This is a genomic window from Cedecea sp., assembly GCF_036500665.1.
Classification (GTDB): domain Bacteria; phylum Pseudomonadota; class Gammaproteobacteria; order Enterobacterales; family Enterobacteriaceae; genus Cedecea.
Genome location: NZ_DASYBS010000061.1, coordinates 1 through 16,875, shown reverse-complemented (window position 1 = coordinate 16,875; position 16,875 = coordinate 1). Strand labels below are relative to the sequence as shown.

The 16,875-nt window shown below is 55.1% G+C and carries 19 protein-coding genes; 14 read left to right on the top strand and 5 right to left on the bottom strand.

The features are described from left to right. Positions 1–85 precede the first annotated feature (85 nt). The 14 genes from VGM55_RS09815 to VGM55_RS09750 all read left to right on the top strand — a co-directional run bounded on the left by VGM55_RS09815 (position 86) and on the right by VGM55_RS09750 (position 12,584). Positions 86–244 carry a DUF1418 family protein gene (locus VGM55_RS09815; protein WP_154185430.1) on the top strand — a complete coding sequence of 53 codons (159 nt, stop codon included), beginning with the start codon at positions 86–88 and terminating at the stop codon, positions 242–244. Further along, positions 228–950 carry an oxygen-insensitive NADPH nitroreductase gene (nfsA, locus tag VGM55_RS09810; protein WP_154185429.1) on the top strand — a complete coding sequence of 241 codons (723 nt, stop codon included), beginning with the start codon at positions 228–230 and terminating at the stop codon, positions 948–950. Before VGM55_RS09815 ends, nfsA begins: the two co-directional genes overlap by 17 nt. Positions 951–1,090: 140 nt before the next feature. Continuing rightward, complete coding sequence (xapA, locus tag VGM55_RS09805) at positions 1,091–1,924, top strand: xanthosine phosphorylase (protein ID WP_038474196.1); 834 nt, start codon at positions 1,091–1,093, stop codon at positions 1,922–1,924. Positions 1,925–1,952: 28 nt separating this feature from the next. Next, positions 1,953–3,209 carry a nucleoside permease gene (locus VGM55_RS09800; RefSeq protein WP_331635352.1) on the top strand — a complete coding sequence of 419 codons (1,257 nt, stop codon included), beginning with the start codon at positions 1,953–1,955 and terminating at the stop codon, positions 3,207–3,209. A 65-nt stretch (positions 3,210–3,274) separates the two neighbouring features. Next, positions 3,275–4,198, top strand: coding sequence for a LysR family transcriptional regulator (locus tag VGM55_RS09795; protein ID WP_331635351.1), 924 nt, complete (start codon positions 3,275–3,277; stop codon positions 4,196–4,198). Between the two features lie 57 nt (positions 4,199–4,255). Continuing rightward, positions 4,256–5,158: a 30S ribosomal protein S6--L-glutamate ligase gene (gene rimK / locus VGM55_RS09790; RefSeq protein WP_331635350.1), complete on the top strand. Its 903-nt coding sequence runs from the start codon at positions 4,256–4,258 to the stop codon at positions 5,156–5,158. A gap of 92 nt (positions 5,159–5,250) precedes the next feature. Then, on the top strand, positions 5,251–5,730 hold the full coding sequence (locus VGM55_RS09785) for a YbjN domain-containing protein (protein ID WP_154185042.1): 480 nt from the start codon (positions 5,251–5,253) through the stop codon (positions 5,728–5,730). Between the two features lie 384 nt (positions 5,731–6,114). Then, positions 6,115–7,227, top strand: coding sequence for a spermidine/putrescine ABC transporter substrate-binding protein PotF (gene potF, locus VGM55_RS09780; RefSeq protein WP_154185041.1), 1,113 nt, complete (start codon positions 6,115–6,117; stop codon positions 7,225–7,227). Between the two features lie 143 nt (positions 7,228–7,370). Further along, positions 7,371–8,504, top strand: a complete 1,134-nt coding sequence (potG, locus tag VGM55_RS09775; protein WP_331635349.1) for a putrescine ABC transporter ATP-binding subunit PotG — start codon at positions 7,371–7,373, stop codon at positions 8,502–8,504. A gap of 10 nt (positions 8,505–8,514) precedes the next feature. After that, entirely contained in the window at positions 8,515–9,477 is a 963-nt protein-coding gene (gene potH / locus VGM55_RS09770; RefSeq protein ID WP_331635348.1) for a putrescine ABC transporter permease PotH, read from the top strand. Next, on the top strand, positions 9,474–10,319 hold the full coding sequence (potI, locus tag VGM55_RS09765) for a putrescine ABC transporter permease PotI (protein WP_154185038.1): 846 nt from the start codon (positions 9,474–9,476) through the stop codon (positions 10,317–10,319). The genes potH and potI overlap by 4 nt, the downstream gene beginning before the upstream one ends. 81 nt (positions 10,320–10,400) lie before the next feature. Beyond that, complete coding sequence (locus VGM55_RS09760; RefSeq protein ID WP_331635379.1) at positions 10,401–10,868, top strand: YbjO family protein; 468 nt, start codon at positions 10,401–10,403, stop codon at positions 10,866–10,868. Between the two features lie 48 nt (positions 10,869–10,916). Continuing rightward, positions 10,917–12,047 (top strand): 23S rRNA (uracil(747)-C(5))-methyltransferase RlmC, encoded by a 1,131-nt coding sequence (gene rlmC / locus VGM55_RS09755; RefSeq protein WP_331635347.1) that lies wholly within the window; start codon positions 10,917–10,919, stop codon positions 12,045–12,047. Positions 12,048–12,380: 333 nt separating this feature from the next. Further along, complete coding sequence (locus tag VGM55_RS09750) at positions 12,381–12,584, top strand: hypothetical protein (RefSeq protein ID WP_331635346.1); 204 nt, start codon at positions 12,381–12,383, stop codon at positions 12,582–12,584. Between the two features lie 90 nt (positions 12,585–12,674). Here VGM55_RS09750 and VGM55_RS09745 read toward each other — a convergent pair whose 3' ends face one another. The 5 genes from VGM55_RS09745 to VGM55_RS09725 all read right to left on the bottom strand — a co-directional run bounded on the left by VGM55_RS09745 (position 12,675) and on the right by VGM55_RS09725 (position 16,673). Continuing rightward, positions 12,675–14,003 carry a PTS sugar transporter subunit IIC gene (locus VGM55_RS09745; RefSeq protein ID WP_331635345.1) on the bottom strand — a complete coding sequence of 443 codons (1,329 nt, stop codon included), beginning with the start codon at positions 14,001–14,003 and terminating at the stop codon, positions 12,675–12,677. Further along, the gene (locus VGM55_RS09740; RefSeq protein WP_331635344.1) at positions 13,990–15,393 is read right to left on the bottom strand and encodes a glycoside hydrolase family 1 protein; all 1,404 of its coding nucleotides are present in this window, start codon (positions 15,391–15,393) and stop codon (positions 13,990–13,992) included. The genes VGM55_RS09745 and VGM55_RS09740 overlap by 14 nt, the downstream gene beginning before the upstream one ends. Then, the gene (locus VGM55_RS09735) at positions 15,390–15,716 is read right to left on the bottom strand and encodes a PTS sugar transporter subunit IIB (protein WP_061275914.1); all 327 of its coding nucleotides are present in this window, start codon (positions 15,714–15,716) and stop codon (positions 15,390–15,392) included. The genes VGM55_RS09740 and VGM55_RS09735 overlap by 4 nt, the downstream gene beginning before the upstream one ends. 408 nt (positions 15,717–16,124) lie before the next feature. Further along, positions 16,125–16,304, bottom strand: a complete 180-nt coding sequence (locus VGM55_RS09730) for a YlcI/YnfO family protein (RefSeq protein WP_154188510.1) — start codon at positions 16,302–16,304, stop codon at positions 16,125–16,127. Positions 16,305–16,424: 120 nt separating this feature from the next. Continuing rightward, the gene (locus tag VGM55_RS09725; protein ID WP_331635343.1) at positions 16,425–16,673 is read right to left on the bottom strand and encodes a hypothetical protein; all 249 of its coding nucleotides are present in this window, start codon (positions 16,671–16,673) and stop codon (positions 16,425–16,427) included. Positions 16,674–16,875: the final 202 nt, after the last annotated feature.

Sequence of the window (16,875 nt, the reverse complement as noted above, 5' to 3'; positions counted from 1 at the left end):
TTTTTATGGCCGATACTAACCGGCGAATGAGCCTATAATGCCGACATCCGTCACATTTTGAAAGAAGGTCGTGCCTGTTAGTTTGATGCCCGTAGGCTATCTGCCGTTACCCGCACCAATCGCCAGTGCAACGGCGGCTATAGTCATGGTATTTATTGGCCCTGGGCTAATGCAGCCCGATTCTGCTTCGAAACACTCTGATTTAAAAAAGCCAAAGGAAAACAATGATGACGCCGACCATTGATCTGCTTCGTTCTCACCGTTCAATTCGCCATTTTACCGGGGAACCTGTCACGGACGCGCAACGCGAAGCCATTATTGCTGGCGCACAGGCGGCCTCCAGTTCCAGTTTTTTACAATGCAGCTCGATAATCCGTATTACGGATAAGGCACTGCGTGAACAGCTGGTACCGTTGACCGGCGGCCAGAAGCACGTCGCGGAAGCGGCCGAGTTTTGGGTGTTCTGTGCCGACTTTAACCGCAATCTGCAAATTTGCCCGGATGCCCAGCTTGGGCTGGCTGAACAGCTGTTGCTCGGTGCGGTTGATACCGCGATTCTTGCGCAAAATGCTTTTACCGCCGCGGAGTCTTTGGGACTGGGTGGCGTCTATATCGGCGGCATTCGTAACAATATTGAAGCGGTGGGCGAACTGCTCGGTGTTCCGAAGTATGTGTTGCCATTATTTGGGCTTTGCCTCGGCTGGCCTGCCGACACGCCGGATATTAAACCGCGCATGCCTGCGGCGATGCTGGTGCATGAAAACCGCTATCAGCCGCTGGACAGGCCGCTGCTTGACGAATATGACGAGCAGCTTGCGCAGTATTATCTGAGCCGTGACAGCAACACGCGCCGCGACACCTGGAGCGACCATATCAGCCGCACCATCATCAAAGAAAACCGTCCTTTCATCCTCGATTATCTGCACAAACAGGGCTGGGCGACCCGCTAGTCAGCGCGGCGGCCAGGCCGCTATAGCGACGATTGATACATTTTCAGTATCAATCGTCGCCTCAAACGGTATTGGTTTCAATCGTCGGTCAGTCGTTATAACTGCTGAAGTTATAACGACAATCTGACAAGGAACCTCCTATGCCAACGCCTGTTTTTGATAACGCTCCCTTCTACGCGGCCGACATTATTCGCTCCCGGATTAACGGTCTGGTACCACGCATTGCTTTCATTCTTGGCTCCGGGCTGGGAGAGCTGGCGGAAAAAATCGACTCCCCCATTGTTTTTTCATACGAAGAGTTACCGGGATTCCCCGTCAGCACCGTCCACGGTCATGCAGGTGAACTGGTCGTCGGCACGCTGGCTGGCGTACCGGTGGCCTGTATGAAAGGGCGAGGGCACTTTTATGAAGGGCGCGGGATGTCGGTGATGACCAGCGCAATTCGTACTTTTAAGCTGCTGGGATGCGAAATTTTGTTTTCGACCAACGCCGCCGGTTCGCTACGCCCAGAGGTGGAGCCGGGGAGCCTGGTTGCTCTCAGCGATCATATCAATACCATGCCGGGCACCCCGACCGTTGGGCCAAATGATGAGCGGTTTGGCGAACGCTTTTTCTCGCTGGCAAACGCCTATGATGCCGACTACCGCGCGGTGCTGCAGCAGGTTGCGCGCGAGCAGGGCTTCCCACTGCACGAAGGCGTGTTTGTTTCTTATCCGGGACCCAACTTCGAAACCGCAGCGGAAATTCGCATGATGCAAATCATTGGCGGCCACGTGGTGGGGATGTCGGTTGTGCCAGAGGTGATCGGCGCCCGGCATTGCGGCCTGAAGGTCGTTGCCGTCTCGGCAATTACAAACCTTGCTGAAGGGTTGGGCAGTATTCAGCTTTCCCACGAACAGACGTTGAAAGCGGCTGCATTGTCGCGCCAGAACTTCATTAACCTGATTTGCGGCTTCCTCGGCAAACTGGCCTGATCCTCACTGACCACGGCAGGGAAAACAGATGGCGATTAAACTCCGCTTAAAAATCATGCTGTTTTTGCAGTACTTTATCTGGGGGGCGTGGCTGGTCACTTTGGGATCTTACATGATCAATACGCTCGGCTTTAAAGGCGCAGATGTTGGCATGGTTTACAGTACTAAAGGGCTTGCTGCACTGCTGATGCCGGGACTCATCGGGATCGTTGCCGATAAATGGCTCCCGGCCAATCGGGTGTATTCTCTCTGTCATTTGGTGGGGGCGGGTATGCTGGTCTGGGCGGCCAGCATTAACCAGCCGGGGCTGATGTTTTGGGCGATGCTGGGCAATGCGCTGGCTTTTATGCCAACCATCGCATTGTCCAATACCGTGTCTTACGCTTGTCTGGAAAAAGCCGGTCTGGATACGGTTAGCCATTTCCCGCCGGTGCGGGTGTTTGGCACCGTGGGGTTTATTGCGGCCATGTGGACCGTCAGCCTGATGCGTATAGAGCTGAGCAGCATGCAGCTTTATATTGCCGCCGCCGCTTCTGGATTGCTTGCACTCTATGCCCTTACGCTGCCGACTATTCCGGTGATAAAAAGCCAGGCCACGCGCAGCTGGGTAAGCCGCCTGGGGCTGGACGCGTTTGTGCTGTTCAAAAAGCCCCGGATGGCGATTTTTTTCCTGTTTGCCATGCTGCTTGGCGCGGTACTGCAAATCACCAATACTTTTGGTAATCCTTTCCTGCATGATTTCGCCCGCCAGCCGGCGTTTGCCGACAGCTTTGTGGTGCAGTACCCCTCAATTTTGCTATCCGTCTCACAGATGTCGGAAGTGGTCTTTATTTTGACGATCCCCTTCTTCCTGCGCCGTTTTGGCATTAAGCAGGTCATGCTGATGAGCATGGTCGCCTGGGTGCTGCGTTTTGCGCTGTTTGCCTGGGGCGATCCCTCTGCTTTTGGCTTTGTGCTGCTGTTACTCTCGATGGTGGTTTATGGCTGCGCGTTCGATTTCTTTAATATCTCAGGCTCCGTCTTTGTTGAACAGGAGGTGGACTCACGCATTCGCGCCAGCGCGCAAGGGCTGTTTATGACCATGGTGAACGGGATTGGTGCGTATCTGGGGGCGATTGTCAGCGGCTACGTGGTGGATTATTTCACCACGGATGGGGTCAAAGACTGGCCGACCATCTGGCTGGTGTTTGCTGGCTATGCACTGGTGCTCGCCGTGGTCTTTCACTTCAGTTTCCACTATCGTCATGGCCGGGAGCTTGATTCTTCGGCATCGCTCGCATATTAAGGCTCCCGGCCTTACAGCAAGCGTAGGCGATGGTAATTTATGAGGCTTGCTACTCAGGGAGCCTCATGAATACATCTCAGCGTATCTATCGCACTGACCTTAAACTCTTGCGTTATTTTCAGGCCGTGGCCGAAGAGCTGCATTTTGGCAGGGCAGCCGCGCGGCTGAACATGTCGCAACCTCCTTTGAGCTTCCATATTAAAGAGCTGGAGGCTCAGTTGGGCACCGTGCTTTTTATTCGCCATTCCCGGCACGTGGCGTTAACCCATGCAGGCGTTGTCCTGCTGGAAGAGACAAAGCAGCTGCTTAACAACGCAAGTCTTGCGCTGGCGAGGGTTGAACAGATTGGGCGCGGTGAAGGAGGGCGAATTCAGTTAGGGATTGTCGGGACCGCCATCTGGGGCGGGCTGCGCCTTGGGCTGCAGCAGTTTATTGCTGACTATCCGGCTACTGATGTGATCTTCCGCGAAAGGTCCCCGGGGGATCAGCTTGCGCTGCTTGAGCGCCACGAAATTGATGCCGGTATCTGGCGGATGGAGACTTGCCCGCCGGGCGGTCTGCAAAGCGAAAAACTGCATGAGGCGACATTTATGGTCGCGCTGCCGGAGCAGCACCCGTTAGCCCGCCAGCAGACGGTGGATATCACCCAACTGCGGCACGAGCCGTTCGTGACGATGACCGCCACTCACTCAGACTGGACTTTCCTGCAGCGCGTGTGTCGCGAAGCTGGTTTTACGCCCCGGGTTGTTCGTGAGGCGGTGGAGCCGCAAACCGTGCTGGCGCTGGTGAGTATTGGTTTTGGCCTAACCATTATGGCCGACAGCTATGCGCAAATGCGCTGGCCCGGCGTCGTGTTTCGCCCGCCAACCCGGCCAATACCCGCCGATCTTTATGCTGTATTTGATCCGGTGCACCTCACCTCGACCACAAAGCAATTCATTGAGGCACTTAAGCTGTCTCCGGCCGATTACCCCATCGTTGAACGGTGAGGGCAGTGGTATGATGGTCGGGCGGTTAATTTTGGTCTGGTTGCTCAGAGGTGCAGGGTGAAAATCGCTATTTTATCCCGGGATGGAACGCTCTATTCATGTAAACGCCTGCGTGAGGCGGCGATGCGTCGCGGTCACCAGGTGGAAATCATCGATCCCCTTTCTTGCTATATGAACATCAATCCGGCCGCGCCTTCCGTGCACTACAAGGGGCGACAGCTGCCGCATTATGATGCGGTGATCCCACGCATCGGCTCGGCCATCACCTTTTACGGCACGGCGGTGCTGCGCCAGTTCGAAATGCTGGGAAGCTACCCGCTGAATGAGTCGGTGGCGATTACGCGTGCGCGGGACAAACTGCGTTCGCTGCAGCTGCTGGCGAAGCAGGGTATCGACCTGCCGGTGACGGGGTTTGCCCATTCCCCGGACGACACCAGCGACCTTATTGATATGGTGGGCGGTGCGCCGCTGGTCGTGAAGCTTGTTGAGGGCACGCAGGGCATTGGCGTGGTGCTGGCCGAAACTCGGCAGGCGGCAGAGAGCGTGATTGACGCGTTTCGCGGCCTGAATGCCCACATCCTGGTGCAGGAATACATCAAAGAGGCCAAAGGGCGAGATATTCGCTGCCTGGTGGTGGGTGATGAGGTGGTCGCGGCTATTGAACGGCAGGCGAAGCCTGGAGATTTTCGTTCTAATCTGCATCGTGGCGGCGTGGCGCATCAGGTGGCGATTACCGATCTCGAGCGCGAAGTGGCGCTGAAGGCGGCCAGCACGCTGGGGCTGGACATTGCCGGGGTCGATATTTTACGCGCCGATCGAGGTCCGTTAGTGATGGAGGTGAATGCCTCGCCTGGGCTGGAAGGCATTGAAAATACAAGCGGTGTCGATATCGCCGGTCTGATGATCAAATGGATAGAGCAGCAGGCGCGTCCTGGGTACTGTCTTAAAACCGGGGGATAATCGCCAAATCGGCGCTTATGCATAGTATGAAGTGTCATTTTTGCGTAAGATGGCACGTTAATTTTTGAACCGGTAATGAGGTTTTTGCGTTTATGGATTCACTCGTCGTCCCGACTCTGGACACTTTACGCCGCTGGTTAGACGAAATCGGCGTAACCTTCTTCGAGTGCGATACCTGCCAGGCATTGCATTTGCCCCATATGCAGAACTTCGATGGCGTATACGACGCGAAAATCGATCTTGTGGACAATATCGTTCTGTTTTCCGCGCTGGCAGAGGTTAAGCCGTCGGCATTGCTGCCGCTGGCGTCCGATTTGTCGTCGATTAACGCCAGCTCACTGACCGTGAAAGCGTTCCTGGATATACAGGATGATAATCTGCCGAAGCTGGTGGTTTGCCAGTCTTTATCTGCCGCGGTCGGTATCACCCGCGAGCAGTTTGCCGCTTTCGTTCAGCAGAGCGAAGAGCAGGTTTCGATGGTGATTCTCGAGGCCTGCGCCAATCAGCTACTGTTTATTACTGAAGAAGAAGAGCGCGACAGCACAATTATTCAAACTCACTCCCTGCACTGATCCTTTCATATTTTAACGCAGTGGTCACCATCGCCGCTGCGTTCCGCATATTTTTATTCTGTCATATTGCCGTCACACCAAAACAAATCCCTGCCATAAGGCGAGTTTTCGCCGACTGTATAGACAAAAGATGTCTAAAAAGTTGATAAAAGGCGTTTTTTCATCCGGGCTATAGTCGCAAACCCTGGCTACAGTTATTCTTGCGTGGCCGTAAAAACGAGCAACGTCTGCGTGAAGGTAACCCAAATTCTTTTTCTGCAGAATGAATAGAGATGCATGAATTTTGCATGCTGAAAACAGCATGCGGCGAATGCGGATATGCCACATTGCGTAAATTCGGCTCATCCGAGCCTGGTTTGGCCTTTATTCAGAAGGAATGAAATTATGTTCGACCAACGTAAAAAATGGCTGTCGGGGATGGTTGCCGGTGCGCTGATGGTGGCTTCTGCTACCAGCTTTGCCGCCGAACAAAAGACGCTGCACGTCTATAACTGGTCTGACTATATTGCTCCGGATACCCTGGCAAACTTCACAAAAGAGACCGGCATCAAAGTGGTCTATGACGTGTTTGATTCCAATGAGGTTCTGGAAGGCAAGCTGATGGCGGGCAGTACCGGTTACGATCTTGTGGTGCCATCTTCGCAGTTCCTGGAGCGCCAGGCGCAGGCCGGTATCTTCGAGCCGCTGGATAAAAGCAAACTGTCGAACTATAAAAACCTCGATCCGGAAATGCTCAAGCTGGTGGCGCAAAACGACCACGACAATAAATACGGCATTCCGTACATGATGGTAACCACCGGCATCGGCTATAACGTCGACAAGGTGAAAGCCGCGCTCGGTAAAGATGCGCCGGTCGACAGCTGGGATCTGATCCTCAAGCCGGAAAACCTCGAAAAACTGAAAAGCTGCGGAGTGTCATTCCTCGATGCGCCGAGTGAAATCTACGCCACCGTACTGCATTACCTGGGCAAAGATCCTAACAGCACCAATGCGGCTGACTATACCGGCGCGGCTAACGATCTGCTGATGAAGCTGCGGCCGAATATTCGCTACTTCCACTCCTCGCAGTACATCAATGACCTGGCTAACGGCGACATCTGCGTGGCTATTGGCTGGTCCGGCGATATCCTGCAGGCGGCAAACCGCGCCAAAGAAGCCAAAAATGGCGTGAATATTGCTTATTCTATTCCTAAGGAAGGCGCGATGGTCTACTTCGATATGTTTGCCCTGCCGGCAGACGCGAAGAACAAAGACGAAGCGTATCAGTTCCTTAACTACCTGATGAAGCCGGACGTGGTGGCGAACATCAGTAACCATATTTATTACGCGAACGCCAACAAAGAGGCCACGCCGCTGCTGAGCGAAGAAGTCCGCAGCAATCCGGGAATTTACCCGCCGGCGGATATTCGTGCCAAGTTGTTCACACAAACGGTCATGCCGGCGAAGATTGACCGGGTTATCACCCGCGCGTGGACTAAGGTTAAAACAGGCAAGTAAGTCCTGGAACGTCTCAATACCGGGCGGTTGCACCAGAGTTGTGCAATCGCCCCAGCCTTACCGGAAGCCCTTGTTTCTGGACAGGCTAAAAGTACGGCAACCGGGCCGTACCTTCTTTTTGCTTTTGCCGGAGAGCAACAGAATTGAACGACGCAATCCCTCGCCCACAGTCCAGAACTCCGAAAGCGCTCACTCCGCTGCTGGAAATTCGTAACATCACCAAATCTTTTGATGGCCAACACGCCGTGGATGACGTCAGTCTGACCATCTATAAGGGTGAAATTTTTGCTTTATTGGGCCCCTCCGGCTGCGGCAAGTCCACACTGCTGCGAATGTTGGCAGGGTTTGAGCAGCCAAGCGCCGGGCAAATCATGCTGGATGGCGTCGATTTGTCGCACGTGCCGCCGTACCAGCGCCCGATCAATATGATGTTCCAGTCCTACGCGCTATTTCCCCATATGACCGTAGAGCAGAACATTGCGTTCGGCCTGAAACAGGACAAGCTGCCAAAGGCCGAGATTGCCAGCCGGGTAGCCGAAATGCTCACCCTGGTGCATATGCAGGAGTTTGCAAAGCGTAAACCTCACCAGCTGTCCGGCGGCCAGCGTCAGCGCGTGGCGCTCGCCCGCAGCCTGGCGAAGCGCCCAAAACTGCTGCTGCTCGACGAGCCCATGGGGGCGCTGGATAAAAAGCTGCGTGACCGTATGCAGCTTGAAGTGGTGGATATCCTGGAGCGCGTGGGCGTGACCTGCGTGATGGTGACCCACGATCAGGAAGAGGTGATGACGATGGCCGGGCGCATTGCCATCATGAACCGCGGTAAGTTCGTGCAGATTGGCGAGCCGGAAGAGATCTATGAGCACCCCACCACCCGTTACAGCGCGGAATTTATCGGCTCGGTGAATGTCTTTGAGGGGCTGCTTAAAGAGCGTCAAGAAGACGGGCTGGTGATTGACAGTCCAGGACTGGTGCATCCACTGAAGGTGGATCCTGATGCTTCGGTAGTTGACGGTGTACCGGTCTTCGTCGCACTGCGACCGGAAAAGGTGATGCTCTGCGACGAGCCGCCGGCCGATGGCTATAACTTTGCCGTGGGAGAAGTCGTGCACATCGCTTATCTCGGCGATCTCTCTATCTATCACGTTCGCCTGAAAAGCGGGCAGATGATCAGCGCTCAGCTGCAGAACGAACATCGCTACCGTAAAGGGGCACCCACGTGGGGGGATGAAGTTCGCCTGTGTTGGGATGCCGATAGCTGCGTGGTTTTGACGGTTTAAGGAGGGCAAGATGACAACACTTTCTGATGGCCCGGCAGAGCCCGCCGCACCGCAACCCGGAGGCATAAAGCGCTGGCTGGCACGGATACAGATGGCTCATGGCCGCAAGCTGGTCATCGCGCTGCCGTATCTGTGGCTGATCCTGCTGTTTATGCTGCCGTTTCTGATCGTCTTTAAGATTAGCTTTTCGGAAATTGCCCGCGCTATCCCCCCGTACAGCGATTTGGTTAGCTGGGCTGACGGGCAACTGTCGATCACCCTGAACCTGGCAAACTACTTCCAGCTGACGGACGATCCGCTCTATTTTGAAGCCTATTTGCAATCCCTTCAGGTGGCGGCGATTTCAACCCTGTGTTGCCTGGGGTTGGGCTATCCGCTCGCCTGGGCGGTGGCACACAATAAGCCCTCAACGCGCAATATTTTGCTGCTGCTGGTTATTCTGCCTTCGTGGACCTCATTCCTGATCCGCGTGTACGCGTGGATGGGGATCCTGAAAAACAACGGCATACTGAATAACGTGCTGATGTGGCTTGGGGTTATCGACCAGCCTCTGACCATTCTGCACACCAACCTTGCGGTGTACATCGGCATTGTTTATGCCTATCTGCCGTTTATGGTGCTGCCAATTTATACCGCGCTGACGCGCATTGATTACTCGCTGGTTGAAGCCTCTTTGGATCTCGGCGCACGTCCGCTGAAAACCTTCTTTAGCGTGATTGTGCCGCTGACCAAAGGCGGGATTATCGCCGGTTCGATGCTGGTATTTATCCCGGCGGTAGGGGAGTTCGTTATTCCGGAACTGCTTGGCGGGCCGGACAGCATTATGATTGGCCGCGTCCTGTGGCAGGAATTCTTTAATAACCGCGACTGGCCGGTGGCCTCTGCCGTGGCGATTATCATGCTCCTGCTGCTGATTGTGCCGATCATGTGGTTCCACAAGTACCAGAATAAAGCGGCGGAGGACCACGCATGAACAACTTACCTGTCGTGCGCTCTCCATGGCGTATTTTGATCCTGGTCATCGGCTTTACCTTCCTGTACGCGCCGATGCTGATGTTGGTCATCTACTCGTTTAACAGCTCGAAGCTGGTCACGGTATGGGCCGGCTGGTCAACACGCTGGTACGGCGAGTTGTTCCGGGATTCGGCGATGATGAACGCCGTTGGGCTAAGCCTGACGATTGCCGCCGCTGCCGCCACCATGGCCGTGATCCTCGGGACGATTGCCGCCGTGGTCATGGTGCGTTTTGGGCGTTTCCGTGGCTCGAACGGGTTTGCCTTTATGCTGACCGCGCCGCTGGTTATGCCGGATGTGATCACCGGGCTTTCACTTTTGCTGCTGTTTGTGGCGCTGGCGCATGCGATCGGCTGGCCGGGCGACAGGGGCATGCTCACCATCTGGCTGGCGCACGTGACGTTCTGTACCGCTTATGTTTCGGTGGTGATTAGCTCTCGCCTTCGTGAGCTGGATCGTTCTATTGAAGAGGCGGCGATGGATCTCGGGGCGACGCCGCTGAAAGTGTTCTTCGTGATCACCGTGCCGATGATTTCGCCTGCGATTATCTCCGGCTGGCTGCTGGCGTTCACGCTTTCTCTGGATGACCTGGTTATTGCCAGCTTTGTGTCCGGGCCGGGTGCGACCACGCTACCGATGCTGGTGTTCTCCAGCGTGCGTATGGGCGTTAACCCGGAAATTAACGCCCTGGCGTCGATTATTCTCGGCGTAGTAGGGGTTATCGGCTTGATTGCATGGTGGTTTATGGCGCGAGCAGAAAAGCAGCGCCTGCGTGATATCCAGAGTGCAAGACGTAGTTAAAACGCCTAAAATCTGCAATGATGTGCCTCCGGTGCCGCGCTTGTCGCGGCACCGTGACGTAAGGAACGCGAGGTTGTAGAAATTATCAGGAAACAGCGGTCATCTCATGCAAAATTAAACGTCCCCACGCTGGTCATGGTGGCGGCTATCGGCATCGTCACTACTCGATGCCTGGATTTGCTGCTGCTGCTGAATATGCTTGGGATTAGCGGGGTGATGGATTTTGTGCACCGCAGCGTACAAACCTGGCCCTTGACGCTGGTCTTTCTCGGCAGCCTGGTGATGCTTTTTGTCGAACTGCGCTGCGCGTTCGTGATAATCAAAGGGCGCAACTGGGGGCGCTGGGTGTTTCTGCTTACCCAGATTATTTCCGTTGCTTATTTGTCTCTGGCCTCGCTTGGCTGGGGGTATCCTGAATTATTCAGTATCGCCGGTGGCACAAAACGTGAGATCTTCCGTTCGCTGTTCACCCAGAAGCTGCCCGATATTCTGGTGCTGCTTCTGCTGTTTGTTCCCGCCCGCAGCCAGCTTTTTTTCAGACTTCAGTAAGCGCAGAGTGCTACAATCTGCGCCCTCGTTTTTTCTCAGGGTTTTCCTATGCAATGCGCGCTCTATGATGCTGGCCGCTGTCGTTCCTGTCAGTGGATTGAACAACCGGTTGAAGACCAGCTTTCCGCTAAAATGACCGATCTCCGGCAACTGCTGGACGGGATTGAGGTGGGCGAGTGGTGCAAGCCGGTCAGCGGCCCTGAGCAGGCGTTTCGTAACAAAGCCAAAATGGTGGTCAGCGGCAGCGTGGAAAAACCGCTGCTGGGGATGCTGCACCGCGACGGCACGCCCGAAGATTTAACCGACTGCCCGCTTTATCCCGCCTCGTTTGCGCCTGTTTTTGCGGCGCTGAAGCCGTTTATTGCCCGTGCGGGATTAACGCCTTATAACGTGGTGCGCAGGCGTGGTGAGCTGAAGTATCTGCTGCTGACTGAAAGCCAGGCCGATGGCGGCATGATGCTGCGCTTTGTTCTGCGCTCCGAAAGTAAGCTGGAGCAGCTGAAAGCGGCGCTGCCGTGGCTCCAGCAGCAGCTTCCGCAGCTCAAGGTGATTTCGGCCAATATTCAGCCGGTGCATATGGCCATTATGGAAGGCGAGCAGGAAATCCCGCTGACCGAACAGCGAGCGTTAGAGGAAGTCTTCAACGGTGTGCCGCTGTTTATTCGCCCGCAAAGCTTCTTCCAGACCAATCCGCAGGTCGCTTCTCAACTATATGCCACCTCCCGTGACTGGGTGCGAGAGCTGCCGGTCAACCATATGTGGGATTTGTTCTGCGGTGTCGGCGGTTTTGGGCTGCATTGCGCCACGCCGGAGATGAAGCTAACCGGGATAGAAATCGCCCCGGAAGCGATTGCCAGCGCGAAGCAGTCGGCTGAAAAGCTGGGTCTGCATAATATTCATTTTCAGGCGCTGGATTCCACGCAGTTTGCCGTCGCCCAGCAGGATATCCCGCAGCTGGTGCTGGTGAACCCGCCGCGTCGAGGCATTGGCAAAGCGCTTTGTGATTATCTGACGCAGATGGCACCGGGGTATATCGTCTATTCGAGCTGCAACGTGCAGACCATGGCGAAGGATATTAAGATGCTGCCGGGTTACCGCGTGGTGCGTACCCAGCTGTTTGATATGTTCCCGCATACTTCGCACTACGAGGTGTTGACGCTACTGGAGTATTGTCCCTAACCTTGGCATTCGTGCCAGCGGTCTCTGCAGGCTCGGCTAAGGTTCCGTTCACTTTCAGCCCTGTTTCATGTGTCATCACCGAACCGGTGAACGACTCGGGGAAGTCACCGTCACTTCCCCGAGACCCCGGACTCCCGGCCAAATAAATCGACCGCTAAAGCGGCAGACCTCCGTTTTATCTCCCAGTCCTGGGTCGGCTGAGATGCGTTCCCGACGTCCGGACCCTGGCCAGTCGGAGAGAAAACGGAGGCGATTTAAGCCGGAACCGTGCCTCGCTTTTTGTTCCCAGCCACGCTGAACATCACTGTCGCTTCAAGACTTACAGCCACGCCCTTGTCCCCGGCTCTCATCGCCCCCGGTTATGACCCAACTCAGGCGGGGTTGAGCTGTCGGGAACAGCGAAAGAGAGCGATCGTCGGGAACGAATCGCGAACGACCCCGAATGTTTGGGTGATAGCCGGTGGGTTTACCGCTTCAGCGGCGATGAGCTTGCCGGGCGCCGGGGGTCGTCAGGGGGCATGGCGTAATGCCACCTGACACGTTCACCGGTTCAGTAGCTACATGTAAAGAGGGACTTGAAGTGAACGGAACATGCCCCTCTGTATGTCTGGGAATTCATAACCCAGGTTACTTCGCCTCAGCCAGCGCCTTAGCCTGCTCCTCTTCTTCCTTCTGCTGAAGCTCGGTTTCCAGCATCTTCTTCTCGTACACCTTAAAGAACGGGTAATAGATAGCCAGCGAGATAAAGAAGCAGATAAACACCAGCCCGCAGGCAATCAGGTTCCAGTTAGTGGTGATCAGCGCCCCCAGCGGGGCCGGAAGGGTAAACGGCGGCTTCACCATCATCCGCGGGATCAGCCCGCTAATTGTGAACAGATACACCACCACGGTATTCACCATCGGCGCCAGAATAAACGGGATCGCGAGGATCGGATTCATCACGATCGGCGCGCCGAAAATCATTGGCTCATTGATGTTGAACAGCCCAGGAATAAGCGACAGCTTGCCCAGCTGCTTCAGGTAGATAACGCGAGAGCGAATAAACAGCACCACCAGCGCAAGCGTTGAGCCGGTGCCGCCCATCTGGGCGTACCACTGGAAGAACTGCTCTGTGAAAATATTCGGCAGCTCATAGGCGCTCACGCCGGACTGGAACAGCTCCATATTCTGCACGATCGCCTGATCCCACAGCGGGCGGATCAGCGGCCCCATCACCGCGTGGCCGTGGATCCCGAGTACCCAGAACACATCAATAAACAGCTGAGTAACGATCCCACCAAACAGGTTGGTGCCGGTCATAAAGCCCTTCAGCGGCATAATGATGTAGCTGATGATGGCGTTAATATCGATGTTCAGGAAGTGGCGTGGGATCCAGAAAATCAGCACCACAGCAAGCGTCGGGAACAGCGCTGAAAATGAGCTGGCGACCACCGGCGGCACGCCCGCAGGCATTTTGATTTCGATGTTGCGGACTTTAATAAAGCGATAAATCTCAATGGCAATCAGCGAGGAGATAATCGCGCCAAATAGCCCCTGAGAACTGAGCGAGGTGATAGGAATATAGCGCCCCGCCACCGCTTCACCCGCCACGGTCACGCCCTGCTTGATATTTACCGGCACAATCATCAGCAACGTCGCCAGCATCGCCAGCAGGCCGCTGGTAATGTCGTTGAGCTTGTAGCTTTTGCCCAGGAACGAGCCGATGGTAAACGCGGCGTACAGCGACATCAGCCCGACGGTAAAGCGGAACGGCACGTCCAGCATATCGCGCCAGGGCGCAATAAAGTCCATGTAGCCCTTAATCGGGATATTCAGCAGGATCACGAAGAAAGAGCCGACGATGGTCAGCGGTAAAATAGAGATAAGCCCGTTGCGTATCGCCTGCATATGGCGCTGGTTGCCGATAGCGTTCGCCACCGGCATCAGCTTGTCGGCTAACTTATCAAAGGTCGACATGGTCAGCCTCCTCAAACCCGTTGCTCTCGATCACGCCACGGAACCAGCGTCCGGACTTTTTCAGCGAACGCTGCTGCGTCGCTAAATCGAGCCGGTAGAAGCCGTAGCGGTTTTTATAGGCGTTCTGCCACGACCAGCAGTCGATAAAGGTCCACATCTGGTAGCCCAGGCACTGGCTGCCTTCCGCCATCGCTTTATGCAGCCAGGTTAAATGCTCCCGAAGAAACTCGATGCGGTAATCGTCCTGCACCTCGCCGTCCACCATGAACTGCTCTTCGTCCATGATGCCAATGCCGTTCTCGGAGACAAACCACGGCAGGTTGCCGTATCGCTCTTTCACCAGCATGGCGATGTCGTACAGCGCAGGCGGGTAAATCTCAATGCCGCGCGAGGTATTCATGCGCCGTCCCGGCATCACGTACTCTTCAAAAAAACGCTCCGGTACAAACCCGTGTGGCTCTTCAAGCAGCGTTTCACGCGCCTTAACCCGACGCGGGCGATAGTAATTGATGCCCAGCAAATCAACGCGGGTCGCGGCAATCAGCTCGCAGTCACCCGGCAGTACCTTCGGCAGCACATCGTATTCTTTCAGCAGCGCCACCAGCTCGTCGGGATAGCGCCCAAGCAGCATCGGCTCGTTAATGCTGCGCGTGTAGAACAGGTCAGCCATTTCCGCAGCCCGCAGATCTTCCGGGCTGTCGCTGCGCGGATAAACGGGGATGACGTCCATGATGATGCCAATCTGCCCCTCAAGATTCATCTCTCGCCAGGCGGCCACCGCTTTACAGTGGGCAATAACAATGTGGTGCAGCACCTGGGCCGCACGGCGAAAATCCGTCACGTAAGGATAATGGCGTGGATGTAAATAACCCGCCTCGGCGGGGATAAGCGGCTCGTTGAAGGTAAACCAGTAGCGCACGCGGTCGCCAAACAGCCGGTAGCAAATCCCCGCATAGCGGGCGAAAGCGTCCACCACCTCACGGTTCTCAAATCCGCCCTTTGCCTGCAGCGCCATCGGCATATCAAAATGGTAGAGATTGATAAAAGGCTCGATCCCCTGGCGAATCAGCTCATCAATAATGTCGCTGTAAAACTGCACGGCCTGAGGATTAACTTCCCCGTCGCCGTCAGGGATCAGCCGGGACCAGGAAATCGACGTGCGGAATGAATTCAGGCCAATGTTTTTCGCCAGCTGAATGTCTTCCCGCCAGCGCTGGTAAAACGTAGAGGTATCATCAGCGGTAACGCCGTTGTAAAAACGGCTATTAAACTCGTGCGAGGCGTAATCCCAGATATTCTCGCCCTTGCCATCGCCCTCAACTTGTCCCTCAGACTGCGTGGCGCTGGTCGCCGTGCCCCACCAGAATTTGTCGGGAAAACGGTATTTCATACGGACCCCTGGTCAGCAGTTTTCAGCAGCGACAGCGCGTGATCCAGCACCTTATCACCCTGCATTGAGCCGTAATGCATCATGTCGATGGCCGCTACCGGTACGCCGTGTGGCGCCGCCGCCGCGCTCAGGTTTTGCAGCTGGAATTTCACCTGCGGCCCGAGCAGGATGACGTCGGCCTCATCGATTATCTGGTCGAAATCAGACACCGGCACGGCGGTAATTTCCACCGCCACATCACGGCTGTGCGCGGACTGCTTCATTCTTTCCACTAACATGCTGGTCGACATTCCCGCAGCACAGCATAAGAAGATTTTTTTCATCGCTTTTCCCTCAGAGAATCAATGCAGTGTCCGCGGTATGCGGCCAAATATATTCTGGGTAGCGGTGAAAAAAGCCACAAGTGAGGGGCGGCACAGATTTGCTTTTAGCGGCTGGTACTTTTGGCGAACGAAATGAAAAACCGTATAAAACTCATTAATAAACAGACAAATAAGAGTGTTACTTTTCTGACGATGTTCGCCTTCGCGTGTTGTTTTATTGACAGGAATGGTGCAGCGGTCACAGCCAGAAGCTTATTTGAATGGGGGACTTTCGATATGTTTAAAAAAAGGGGAAATGTGTACACATTGCAGAAACGTGTCGATGCTATCGACATGTTTCGATGATATGTTTAAAAAAAGCAAAAAGTGTACACGTCACCTTGATATGTCGATACGGCGTAGTCGCTATTACTTATCTTCAGTCTTTTTCTCTTGCTGGCGGCGCTGTACCTCCGTTTTGATGGCTGCGGTAATAAACTGCCCGGTGCTTTCACCTTCTTGTTTCCACTCTTCCATGCTTTCAACCACTTCGTGAGGCACCCGAGCCGCAAGAGTCTGAGATTTTGCATTTATCGATTTGGTGGCCATTACCAGCATTCCCTGTAAAAACTGTTCGACAGTATGGACAAAAAAGCTCCATGACAATTTGCTATACAGCGTTTTCGTTGAATTTTTTGAGAGAACTTTGTCAGTCCGTCATTTTTCCGTTCACCAGAAGATCTGTTTTCCCTGCACGTTCAGAGCACGGTGAACGTGCCAGGGAGAAAGCGCCATCTCCCTGGCAACCCTGGCGCCCGGCGAGCTCATCGCCGCTGAAGCGGTAAACCCACCGGCTATCACCCAAACAGTCGGGGTCGTTCGCGATTCGTTCCCGACGATCGCTCTCTTTCGCTGCTCCCGGCAGCTCAACCCCGCCTGAGTTGGGTCATCACCGGGGGCGATGAGAGCCGGGAACAAGGGCGTCGCTGTAGGGCTTACAGCAACGTTAACGTTTCGAGTAGCTGCGGGTTTAAAGCCAGGCTCGGTTCCGGCTTAAATCGCCTCCGTTTTCTCTCCGACTGGCCAGGGTCCGGACGTCGGGAACGGCCGGAGGCTGAGAGCGTCGGGAACGCATCTCAGCCGACCCAGGACTGGGAGATAAAACGGAGGTCTGCCGCTT